This window comes from Bacillus sp. NPDC060175 (assembly GCF_042728695.1).
Classification (GTDB): Bacteria; Bacillota; Bacilli; order Bacillales; family Bacillaceae_G; genus Bacillus_A.
Genome location: NZ_JBHWYR010000111.1, coordinates 1 through 11172, shown reverse-complemented (window position 1 = coordinate 11172; position 11172 = coordinate 1). Strand labels below are relative to the sequence as shown.

10 protein-coding genes are annotated in these 11172 nt (G+C 34.1%); 3 read left to right on the top strand and 7 right to left on the bottom strand.

Annotated features, from left to right (window positions below; genetic code table 11):
• The first annotated feature begins 103 nt into the window (after positions 1 to 103).
• Positions 104 to 289, top strand: a complete 186-nt coding sequence (locus ACFWDE_RS28140) for a YkvS family protein (protein ID WP_002148107.1) — start codon at positions 104 to 106, stop codon at positions 287 to 289.
• A gap of 62 nt (positions 290 to 351) precedes the next feature.
• On the opposite strand, the gene ACFWDE_RS28135 is transcribed toward ACFWDE_RS28140, so the two are convergent.
• The 3 genes from ACFWDE_RS28135 to ACFWDE_RS28125 all read right to left on the bottom strand — a co-directional run bounded on the left by ACFWDE_RS28135 (position 352) and on the right by ACFWDE_RS28125 (position 4170).
• Positions 352 to 651 (bottom strand): ArsR/SmtB family transcription factor, encoded by a 300-nt coding sequence (locus ACFWDE_RS28135; protein WP_070142537.1) that lies wholly within the window; start codon positions 649 to 651, stop codon positions 352 to 354.
• 218 nt (positions 652 to 869) lie between these two features.
• Positions 870 to 2066: an alanine racemase gene (gene alr, locus ACFWDE_RS28130; protein ID WP_377896090.1), complete on the bottom strand. Its 1197-nt coding sequence runs from the start codon at positions 2064 to 2066 to the stop codon at positions 870 to 872.
• 736 nt (positions 2067 to 2802) lie between these two features.
• Entirely contained in the window at positions 2803 to 4170 is a 1368-nt protein-coding gene (locus tag ACFWDE_RS28125) for a lytic polysaccharide monooxygenase (protein WP_377896089.1), read from the bottom strand.
• A gap of 343 nt (positions 4171 to 4513) precedes the next feature.
• On the opposite strand from ACFWDE_RS28125, the gene ACFWDE_RS28120 reads away from it, so the two are divergent.
• Positions 4514 to 4687 (top strand): hypothetical protein, encoded by a 174-nt coding sequence (locus tag ACFWDE_RS28120; protein ID WP_002012755.1) that lies wholly within the window; start codon positions 4514 to 4516, stop codon positions 4685 to 4687.
• Between the two features lie 86 nt (positions 4688 to 4773).
• Here the strand turns inward: ACFWDE_RS28120 and ACFWDE_RS28115 are convergent, their stop codons facing one another.
• The 4 genes from ACFWDE_RS28115 to ACFWDE_RS28100 form a co-directional block, all read right to left on the bottom strand.
• Positions 4774 to 7863 (bottom strand): AAA family ATPase, encoded by a 3090-nt coding sequence (locus ACFWDE_RS28115; protein ID WP_377896088.1) that lies wholly within the window; start codon positions 7861 to 7863, stop codon positions 4774 to 4776.
• Entirely contained in the window at positions 7860 to 9017 is a 1158-nt protein-coding gene (locus ACFWDE_RS28110; protein WP_002148112.1) for an exonuclease SbcCD subunit D, read from the bottom strand. Before ACFWDE_RS28110 ends, ACFWDE_RS28115 begins: the two co-directional genes overlap by 4 nt.
• Positions 9018 to 9032: 15 nt before the next feature.
• Positions 9033 to 9272 (bottom strand): DUF2584 family protein, encoded by a 240-nt coding sequence (locus ACFWDE_RS28105; RefSeq protein ID WP_002148113.1) that lies wholly within the window; start codon positions 9270 to 9272, stop codon positions 9033 to 9035.
• 186 nt (positions 9273 to 9458) lie between these two features.
• The gene (locus tag ACFWDE_RS28100) at positions 9459 to 9716 is read right to left on the bottom strand and encodes a hypothetical protein (protein ID WP_377896087.1); all 258 of its coding nucleotides are present in this window, start codon (positions 9714 to 9716) and stop codon (positions 9459 to 9461) included.
• 356 nt (positions 9717 to 10072) lie between these two features.
• On the opposite strand from ACFWDE_RS28100, the gene ACFWDE_RS28095 reads away from it, so the two are divergent.
• Positions 10073 to 11125 (top strand): enoyl-CoA hydratase/isomerase family protein, encoded by a 1053-nt coding sequence (locus tag ACFWDE_RS28095; protein WP_377896086.1) that lies wholly within the window; start codon positions 10073 to 10075, stop codon positions 11123 to 11125.
• The last annotated feature ends 47 nt before the right edge of the window (positions 11126 to 11172 follow it).

Here is an 11172-nt window from a genome sequence, read left to right as displayed (position 1 = left end):
CAAATATTTTATTGATAAACAAAACTAAATATTCACTATTATAACTATACGTGGTTTAATATATATAATAAACAAACATTTCTGTCTTTTATGAGGAGGTACTATGAAAGCAAACGTAGGGGATACTATACTTTTTCAAAGAAATAACCTGAAAATCACTGGCTCTGTATTAAAACTGTACACTGAATCTGTCTTAGTTGAAATTACAGATGTAAATGGTGGTACTTTTGAATTTGATCGAACTATTGTGAATCATAAAAACTATAAAATCTTAAATACAAACAAATAATGAAATACAAAATAGTCCCTCTGTTTTATAACAGAGGGACTATTTTGTACAATGAACATCCATTAGTTTATATATCCTAATACATTAACAATCTTGCTTGCTTTTAAATTATTAATGTAATAATAAATTTCTAATCCTCTTCTCTCTGCTTTTAGCACTTTACCTTTCATTTTTGATAAATGCTGTGAAACAGTCGATTGCGGAATGTTTAATATTTCTGTCAATTGCGTTACATTACAAGTTTTACGGACACTTAATTCATTTACAATTTGTAAACGTATTGGATGCGCCATAATTTTTAAAATATCTACATCTTCTTCAGTAACTAAAGTTTTTTTTATCTCGCTCGTATATGTTGTCATAAGACATTCCCCTTTTATTTGAATTCCTTTTTATTAAAATCTGCTTCTAAATAAAATGTAATCTCTAAAATACAATTAAGACCCTTATATAGAAATAATAGGATTTTGATTATTTAAAAACAGCAATGCTATTTATTTTATTTATTTGGTACATATACATAATACAATTTTAATATGTGCTGCATGTGAAGTTAGCATAAATTTATGGTGAAGATTCTTCATTCATTTATACATAAACTGATAGGACTTCTTCGTAGTTCATTTATTATTTCGATTGGCTTATTGTCTTTTATATAGATGCGAGGTATCCTTCTACTTAACATACAAGTAATCTCATAATTAATTGTACTTAATATATCTGCAACGCAATCTACACTTATTGATTCCTCGCCTTGATTACCATAAAAGACCACTTCATCCCCAACATGTATTGGCATGATTTTTGTTACGTCCAACATTAACTGGTCCATACAAATACGTCCTATAATAGGAACTTTCATACCCTTTATTAATACAAACCCTTTATTCGAGAGTTGCCTGCTGACACCATCCGCATATCCAACCGGTATCGTCGCAATCCATTCTTCTCCTGTCGCTGTATATGTTGCTCCATAGCCAACCCCATTTCCTTTTTTTACTTTTTTGATATGCGCAACTTTTGATTTAAATGTCAGGATAGGCTGTAACGAAATAGCTTCTTGATTGACATCTGCAGATGGATAGAGACCGTATAACGCGATTCCAAGGCGGACCATATTTCCTTTTGTTTCTCTCATATCAATTGTAGCAGCACTATTATTGGCATGAATCCATGGAATAACAATTTGTAACTCTTCTGCTTTGCTTACGGCTTTTTGAAATACCTCTTGTTGCATGAGAGTATACATTTTATCCCTTTCATCTGCACAAGCGAAGTGCGTGTACATTCCTTCAACCTGAATATATTTTGTACACTTTAATGTTTGTAAAAACAATGTGACTTCATTAAGTTGTAAACCGAGTCGGCTCATTCCAGTGTCAATTTTAATATGGATGTACGCATTCTTTTCCATTTGTGAAGCAACCTCTTCTATAGCATGCAAATCCTCAATTGTATATACTGTCATGCTTAAATCATACGTAATTGCATCTACTATCGCTTCATACGGTGTGTATCCAAAGATTAATATTGGTACAGCTATACCAGCTTCTCTAAGTTCAATTCCTTCATCTACAAACGCAACTGCCAAGTGACTTGTGCCTGCCTCTATTACCGCCTTCGCAATCGGAACTGCCCCGTGTCCATAGGCATTCGCTTTTACAACTGTCATAATCGCTGTACCAAATGGAATAGCTTGTTTGTACTGTTGGAAATTACGTTGCAGTGCATTTAAATCAACTTCAATAATAGTATGTCTACCGTAGTTAACGTTCATAATTTATTTACCCCCTATATTAAGCTATCAAAAATGCTCTTCCTGAAGAGCCAAGTTCATGAATCCGTAAAAGTCATTAGTATTCAAACGAAAATCCTTCGGTTATTATTTTTTTAGTATTCCTTCAGTTATTTTTACCTCGTAACCTTCCGTGAGCTAAAATCGTTAAAAATCACATTCACTCTCACCCTCATATTTTTACATATCTTTACCTATCCAAAAAGGTACACACATTATGTATTTTTACAGTCTAGTGGTATGGTGGAGAGGTATAGAGATACCTCTTTGTAATACAATTGCTTTACGAAGTAATACTATATGAGTAATAAATATATCTACTGTATAAAAATATTCATAAGATGACGTCATGTCCTACAACTATATAATTTAACTATTCATTTTTACGGTAATTTCAATGTATATTAACCATTTAAATATAGTTTACGAATTGATAATTAGGAGGCTCTTGTAAAGTAAATTACAAAAAGGGTATTTTAGTTGGTCTTATATGTGTATTTGTATTTTCATTAAGTGGTTGTAATTTTATCGATGGGTTTAAAAGCAGATTTGCTTCTAATACGGAAAAGGTAGAAAACCAGGAGGAAAAATAAATCCGTACAAAAAAGACGACATTTTATATGTCGTCTTTTTTGTTTCAACTTTAAAGTGAACTCTCATTATTACTTTATTACACCAAAGCCCGTCAGTCATTCCTTAGTTCAAAACCAGTAAAAGCTTACACTGTTTTCCATAATGATAAAGCATAAATCCAGTTTGGATCCCCATTTCCTTGGTAATTTTGGACAGCTTCATACACTTTCCCTTCGTGTACGACTCTATCTCCCTTTTTATATGCCTTCTTTGAATTCCACGCTTCGTATGAAGCGCTCTCAGTTTTTGTGGTAACTTTGAATACATCGCTTTGTGTTGATTCATTTCCAGCTACATCAACAGCTTTCACCGTATATTTATATGTAGTATTAGCAAGCAAATTTTTGTCCATATGAGAAGTAGTGTTGGATGTTCCAATTTTTTTCATTACGCCTGATATTTCTCTGTAAATATCGTAATGGTCTACACCATCATTATCGTCAGACGGACTCCACATCAGATCAACACTTGATGCTGTCGTTCCCATGCTGTGTAATCCTTTTGGCTGTGTAGGTGCTTTTGTATCAAGAATCGCTACTGATGTTTTCACTTTAACTGCCGTACTTTCTTTCGATACATTTCCAGCTGCGTCAATCGCTTTTACAGTATAAGAGTATTCAGTACTTGGTTGTAAATGTTTATCAATAAAATGAGTGCCTGGTACTGTGTCAATAATCTCTCCATTGCGTAGGACCTGATAACCTTTTACCCCTACATTATCCGTAGAAGCGGTCCATGCTAGTTCTACACTATTTGCTGTAACTTTTGTTGCCTCAAGTCCATTTGGATTACTTGGTGCTTCTGTGTCTGGTTTTTCATTATTGACTAGATTTACATCAATTACATTATAGAATGCATTTGCTGTATCAGCTACATCCCATACCGCTAAAATAACATGGTATCCACTACGATCAGTAGGTACGTTAATTTTGTGATTTAAATTGTTTAAAGCTGCAGAGCCATCATGTTGTACAGTTCCAATTGGCTCAAAGTCTGCTCTTGTTAGCGCTTTATTTGGATTCCAACCTTTTTTCGTAATATAGTAATGCCATTTGCTTGTTAAGTGAGGAGCTGTATACTTCCATGTGAACGTATTTTCTCCACCTGTTATCGTATTTTTAAACCAACGCTCTGTTGTTTGTTGATCCAAAATACCACCAAATTTCCCACCTGCCGAAGCAATCTGCCCATCAACTGGGCCACCTTGTGGAAATCCTTTTGGAGCTTCTAAGCTTTGAGGTTCATACATAATACTTTCGCAGTTCACGTTCAGTGCGCCGTAAGTTGGGCTACATAAAGCAGAACGACTTCCAGGTTTTTCAACAAAACCGTGCGCATATGCATTTTGAGGAATGAGAGTCGTGCCTATGATTCCAGCCGTTAATGCAACGGCTCCCAGACTTTTCTTGTTCATCTTCATATTTAGTAGGTGTTTTAAAATTCGATTATTCATGTTCGTATCCCCTTCTTGTTATACTTCGTAGTGTGATGAGGGCTTTGATGCAAAAGAATAACAATAAAGACACTTGTTTTGGAGAGTGCGTAAGAAACGCACACTTAATAATGAACGAATGTTCCATTCATTATTATTGAATATTTATCTTTACGGATATATCATGACATATAAACTACTAAAACTTGTGCAGAAGTTGTGCAGAAGCGTCGAACTTAATACTAACACTAGCTAAATATTAAATTCACTTAGATGCTTATACATACAACTTCTTCATTTTTAACACATGTTAGGCGTTTGTATATACTATTACAAAACACATTTTTATAAAGGAGGGAATCATATGCCTACAATGTTACAAGAAGAAGTTGAAGAAGCACGAGAAACATATGTCAGTCGTATCATATTAGTAGGTGGATCAGCATTATTTTTAGCGGGTGGTGTTATATCGGCAATTTCTGCTTTTAAAACTTATAATCGATTATCACATACGCCGCCTACTTCAGATAACTCATAGTTCCTTATTTCATACAAACGCCGCCTCCAATAAGGAGACGGCGCTTTATTTATTATTTCACTAAATTTCTCCGCAATTAAATCTTGTTACTTCACCACAAACTTAGTCTGACTACACCCATCCTTCTGCTTTGTTACTTCTAATACAGCTGGCATTGCGTTTTTCAGTTCTTGAACGTGTGAAATTACACCGATAAATCGGCCTGATTTTTGTAAATCGATTAGGGCGTCAACTGCTTTCGTTAATGACTCTTCATCTAATGAGCCGAACCCTTCATCGATAAACATCGTTTCGATGGAAATACCACCTTCATACGCTTGAATAACGTCTGCCATTCCGAGCGCTAAGCAAAGTGATGCGTTAAATTTCTCACCGCCAGATAATGTTTTTACATCTCGAGTTTGACCTGTATATGCGTCGTATACATCTAAGCCTAATCCACTTTGTCGATTCCTCTTTTCAACTCGTTCGCTTCGTTTTAAATAAAATTGTCCATTTGATAATTTACGTAGTCGTTCGTTCGCAATTTGAACAATTTGTTCTAAATACTCAATTAAGATGTAACGTTCAAAGGATATACGACTATCGTTATCCCCTTTCATTACTTCATATAAATCAACAAGTTCTTGGAATGCTTTTTCTTCCTCATGAATTTGTTCATCAATTCGTTTAATATTTTCATGTAAATCCGTAATATATGATACGGCGTTTTGAGCACGTTGTCGTTTTTCTTTAATAATATCAAGGTTAATTTCCAATTCTTTCACTTGCTCATCTAATGAAGAAATGTCTATATACGCTTTATCTTTTAAGTGTGTCTTTAATTCTTCAATTTGTTTTGTAAGTACTTCTAGAGATGAGTAATAACTTTGGATTTCTTGTTGTAACTTATCCATCTCAGCATCATTTAATTTGGATTCTGTATATGTTAATTGATCTGTAAATCCGCTTTGTTCTAGCTCTTTCATAAAGCGTGTGAAAGTCTCTTCTTTCTTCTCTTTTGCACTATTAAATTGATTAGAAGCACTATCATGTTCTGCTTGAATACGTATATTTTCATTTTGCCAATGTTGATACGCTTCTTGTACTTTCTCCCATTCATCTTCCATTAAACGAAGTTCTTGTAGAGCTTGGTCAAACTGTACTTTCCAAACTTGTACCGTTTGCAAGCTTTCCGGAATATTTTGCTTATCATGTTCATATGACGTACGAAGCTGCATACACTCCATTTCAGTACTGTGCTGCACGGTTTCTACTTCACGCTTTTGTTTCTGGAGTTCTTCTACTTTTTCTTCTACGCTTTTTATATTCACAGCAATTTGCTTACGCGTTTCTTCACTTGATTTTAACGTATTTACTTCTGCTGCTAATTGCTTTCCTTTTTGAACGAGCGCACTATATGTTTCTACTAATTCTTCTGAGCGATACCCTCGCTTTAGGACTTCTTCTATCACTTGTTCATATTGAACTCGATAGAAATTCCACTTTTCTTCTAATTGAACATGTGATTTTTCCGCAACGTTTTTCTTTTCTCTTAGCCCATTTAACTCTTTTTCATCAATTGCATTACTTTGCTCTGTAGCTTTTTTCGGGTGATCCATACTACCACATACTGGACAAGATTCACCATCATGTAAATGAAGAGCTAATATACCAGCTTGCTCACCTAACCAGCGGCGTTCCATATTTTCATACGCACTAACTGCAAGTTGCATCTTATGAAACGCAATTTCTTTTTCTTGCTCGTATTTTTGTTTTTCTTGCCATACATCATATGCCTGCTTTAATACTTTTGCATCTTCTCGCATATTCGTTAGTTCTTCTACTTTAGCTACATATTGTTCAAGCGCTACTTCTAATTGCTGTAATTCGCCAGACATTCTTTGTTTTTCATTTTTATGCGCTTCTAGTTGTTCATCTAACTTTTGCATACCTTCTTTTAATTTTCCTATTTGAATTTCAGCATTTTGCAAATTTAACTTTTTCTCAGCTAATGATGCAATAATTGGTTGTAACTCTTCTAGTCTTTGAACTTGTTTTTTAGCATTTTCTCGCTCGGATGCCTTATTCTTTAATGCTTCATATTTCTCCTGAGCAAGTGCAAAACTGTTCATTATATGCTCTTTTTTTGCGATTATCTGTTTTAACAAACTTTCAGACTGCTGTTCATATTGCATCGCTTCCTCATACCATTGCTCAAATGGTAATAATCGCTTCGCCTGTTCCGCATGTTTAAAAGATTTTTCTTTCATTTCGATTACGGCACGGTTTTCTTGTAAAGTACTGTACTTCTCATTCTTTTGTTCTAAATCTTTGAATTTCTCATTTACAACTTTTGCTGCATGAAAACGTGCCTCTGCTTCTTTTAATTGTTTCGTTTTGTCATTTTGTTCTAAGTGTAATTGCTCAACCTCTGTATTGTACCAAATTGTTTCTTGTTCTAATGCCTCTACTACTTGATGTGTATTTACATGCTCTTGCTCCACTAATGTCTCTAATAATGCCCCATCACGTATTGGTAATTTAAATACATTACGGAAATATAGCTCACGTTCTTTTTGTTTTTCTTGTAAGACGTCTTTCCATTGTTTACGCTTTTGATCTAATATCTCACGCATTAATTTATAACGATCTGTTTTAAAAATGCGGCGTAGTATTTCTTCTTTATTTTCCGTTTCAGATGTTAATAATTTTCGGAACTCTCCTTGCGGTAACATGACAATTTGGCTAAATTGATGTTTACTTAATCCAATTAAATCTTCAACTTTTTTATTTACATCCGTTACATGAAAACGATCGACACATGGAACTTTTTCCTCATCAATTACTTCATATAATTCGACTGCATGTCCTGTAATTGTTTTATTCCCTTGTTTTTTATGGCCCAGTTGTCGTTTAATTTCATAACTTTTTCCTTTTAATTGAAAAGTTAATTCCACGCTTGTATAAACATCATCATCAGCAAATTGGCTACGAAGCATGTTTGTATCACTGCGCTCTTCTCCACTAGCCTCTCCATATAATACATAACAAATCGCATCAAAAATCGTTGTCTTTCCAGCTCCTGTATTTCCAGAAATAGCGAAAATACGATGCTCACCAAGATCTTTAAAATCGATTACTTCTTTCTGTTTATATGGACCAAATGCGGTCATTATAAGCTGAATCGGTCTCATCCTCGTTCACCTTCCCGTTCTTGCACTGTTTGCAAAACATCTAAAAATAGACGTTCTTTCTCTTCTGATAAATCTAGCCCTTTCATTTCTTTATAAAATGCTTTTAAAAGAGATAAATCATCCGTTTTATGTCTTGAAACAGTTACTTCATTTTCATCTGTGAACTCTCGTCTTTGAATAGATCTTTCAACATGCATTGCATTTGGGTATACAGAACGTATTTTTTCCATTGGCTGCAAGACAGGATTTTCATCTAATAATTTCACAAATACATAATCTTCACTCACTGGATGAAGTAATAAATCGTCTATTTTCGCTTCTACTGTACGCATTTTACGACGTGGTGTAAGTAAACGTTTTTCAATTGTTGTTTCACCTTTTTCATCCAGTTCCACAATATAATATCCTTTTTTATGCTTTTCTTCAGAAATAGAATATGCAAGTGGTGAACCTGAATAACGAATTGTCTCATTACGTACAAAATGCGCTTGATGTAAATGGCCAAGCGCCGTGTAATGAAACTTATCAAAATAATGACTATTTACATATTCAGCACCACCAATTGAAAGTGGTCGTTCCGCATCACTCGTATTTTCCTCTGCCTCTCCTGAAGAAGTTACAAATGCATGTCCTACAAATACGTGTCTCGCTTCTTTATCCATCGTTTCAGAGAGTTCATTCATAAAAATACGCATCGCGTCATCATGAGAACGAACATCTTCATTTTTCAATATATGTCTAACAATACTTGGATCTGCATACGGAACGAGATGGAAATGAACCTCTCCGTATTCATCATTTAAAACAACAGGATTGTATGGAAATTGAAATTGTCCAACAATATGTAATCCTTGTTTTTTCATTAAATTACTACCAAAATGTATGCGGTCCGGACTATCGTGGTTTCCTGCAACCGCGATTATTGGTGTTTGTAAATCAATAACTATCTTTTGTAATACATCATTTAATAAGTCTACTGCTTCTGTAGGTGGAATTGCTCGGTCATATAAATCTCCTGCAATAATTACAGCATCCGGTTTTTCTTCTTCAACAGCTTGCACAAACTGATCTAACACAATTTTTTGATCTTCAGTCATATATACACCATGAACAAGCTTACCTAAATGCCAATCCGCTGTATGAAAAAACTTCATATTACCCTTCTCCTTTTAGTTTACTGATTGTAGTGAAACAAGCTGATAGTTTAGTGTAGTTTTTCCGTTCTCCCATTCTAACTTTTGGACAATTGCACTACCGATTCTTTCTTCGTTTGATTTATATAAAGGCAATATTTCTTGAATAGTAAATAGATGATAACCATCTAAAATTAATTGAAATAAATTATCTTCTATATGTACTCTTACTTCTTTTTCATTTGAAATAATTTTTGTGTGCATCTCAAATTTCATGCTAGATACAACCCCTTTTTTTCTAATCTCTACATTTTAATAGTATAGTGGTCATGCAAGATTGACAAGTAAATACACTGCGATGTACATACTTTTTTAATTATAAGTATTTTATGTTTTTTTTACATAAAATACGGTATGTGAAATTATCAATATACAAAAATAAAAATGCCCTTTCTGGCATCCTTATTTTTGTAAGTACTCTTTCATAATGTAATACAATACAGTTATTAAGACAATTGCTACAAAAAACGCGAATACGGCCACAACATACCCATCTTTATTTAGTAAAAAACATATGGAAATAGATATTATAAAAATCGGAAACACGAGACGCACCTTATCCTTCACTTCTTCTGTCGTATCTGTATGATGAAAATACTGTGTAATTCCTACCATAAGAGATGACAAAATAATTACCGACAATAGTAAAGGTCCTGGCATTCCGATCTCTCCTTTCTCTATTTCTAATTATATACAAACCCCACACTCTTTAAAAGTTAGATAATTCAGCCTTTTAACCTTTTCTACATCCACTCTTTAATGTATTGTTACGCCACGTATACTAACTCAATATAAGTTATACATATAATAGCGCCTTCAACACTATGATTTCAAATAATTGCGCTTACAGTAATGTTGTAATATTCCTCTTCATCCTCTGAAATCCTGCAAATATAACTCGTCAAAATATGCGATAAATAATAACACTAAGCACCTAATTTAGACAAAAATTATAGAGGACATTTCAGCATGTATCAAGAAATAAGAATAGAAAGATAAGTAAGGGAGGATTTATTATGACCGAACACGTTTTATTTTCTGTTAGCGAAAACGGCGTTGCATCTATTACTTTAAACCGTCCAAAAGCACTTAATTCTTTATCCTATGACATGTTACAACCAATTGGGCAAAAACTTAAAGAATGGGAGCAAGATGGGCGTATTGAACTCATCGTTTTAAAAGGAGCTGGGACGAAAGGTTTTTGTGCAGGTGGTGATATTAAAACGCTTTACGAAGCACGTTCTAACGAAGTTGCATTACAACATGCAGAGCAGTTTTTTGAAGAAGAATATGAAATTGATACATTTATTTATCAATACAAAAAACCAATTATCGCTTGTTTAGATGGAATCGTAATGGGCGGTGGTGTCGGTCTGACAAATGGAGCTACGTATCGAATTGTAACAGAGCGTACGAAGTGGGCAATGCCTGAAATGAACATCGGTTTCTTCCCTGATGTCGGTGCTGCTTATTTCTTAAATAAAGCACCTGGATATACTGGTCGATATGTTGCTTTAACAGCATCCATTTTAAAAGCTCCTGATGTATTATATATTAAAGCTGCTGATTACTTTATGACATCAGATTCATTACCAAATTTCCTTACCGCACTTGAAAATGTAAATTGGAAAAACGAAGATGTACATACTCATTTAAAAGATGTTATTCGTACATTTGCAACTGCTCCAAACTTAGATGGCAATCTTTCTTCTTCATTAGAAGAAATTAATTCGAATTTTGCATTCGATACAATTGAGGGAATCATTCAATCGTTAGAGAAAGATCAAAGTACATTTGCCCAAACAACGAAAGAAAAGCTATTATCCAAATCCCCTGTTTCATTAAAGGTAACATTAAAACAGTTTATCGATGGCCAAGAAAAGTCAGTTGAAGAATGTTTCGCGACAGATCTTATACTCGCTAAAAACTTCTTGCGACATGAAGATTTCTTTGAAGGAGTACGCTCCGTTGTAGTTGATAAAGACCAAAATCCAAATTATAAATATAAACAATTAAGTGATGTTTCAGAAGAAGATGTAAATCGATTCTTTAACTTACTTAACGCCTAAACAAAAAGGCCATATAGAGTAGCTCACTCTCAGCTACTCTATATGGC

Bases quoted from the DNA above. Each gene is read 5' to 3' on its own strand.
- ACFWDE_RS28105 (WP_002148113.1), bottom strand. From the start codon at position 9,272: ATGAAATTTGAGATGCACACAAAAATTATTTCAAATGAAAAAGAAGTA.
- ACFWDE_RS28140 (WP_002148107.1), top strand. From the start codon at position 104: ATGAAAGCAAACGTAGGGGATACTATACTTTTTCAAAGAAATAACCTG.
- ACFWDE_RS28135 (WP_070142537.1), bottom strand. From the start codon at position 651: ATGACAACATATACGAGCGAGATAAAAAAAACTTTAGTTACTGAAGAA.
- ACFWDE_RS28100 (WP_377896087.1), bottom strand. From the start codon at position 9,716: ATGCCAGGACCTTTACTATTGTCGGTAATTATTTTGTCATCTCTTATG.
- ACFWDE_RS28125 (WP_377896089.1), bottom strand. From the start codon at position 4,170: ATGAATAATCGAATTTTAAAACACCTACTAAATATGAAGATGAACAAG.
- alr (WP_377896090.1), bottom strand. From the start codon at position 2,066: ATGAACGTTAACTACGGTAGACATACTATTATTGAAGTTGATTTAAAT.
- ACFWDE_RS28095 (WP_377896086.1), top strand. From the start codon at position 10,073: ATGACCGAACACGTTTTATTTTCTGTTAGCGAAAACGGCGTTGCATCT.
- ACFWDE_RS28115 (WP_377896088.1), bottom strand. From the start codon at position 7,863: ATGAGACCGATTCAGCTTATAATGACCGCATTTGGTCCATATAAACAG.
- ACFWDE_RS28110 (WP_002148112.1), bottom strand. From the start codon at position 9,017: ATGAAGTTTTTTCATACAGCGGATTGGCATTTAGGTAAGCTTGTTCAT.
- ACFWDE_RS28120 (WP_002012755.1), top strand. From the start codon at position 4,514: ATGCCTACAATGTTACAAGAAGAAGTTGAAGAAGCACGAGAAACATAT.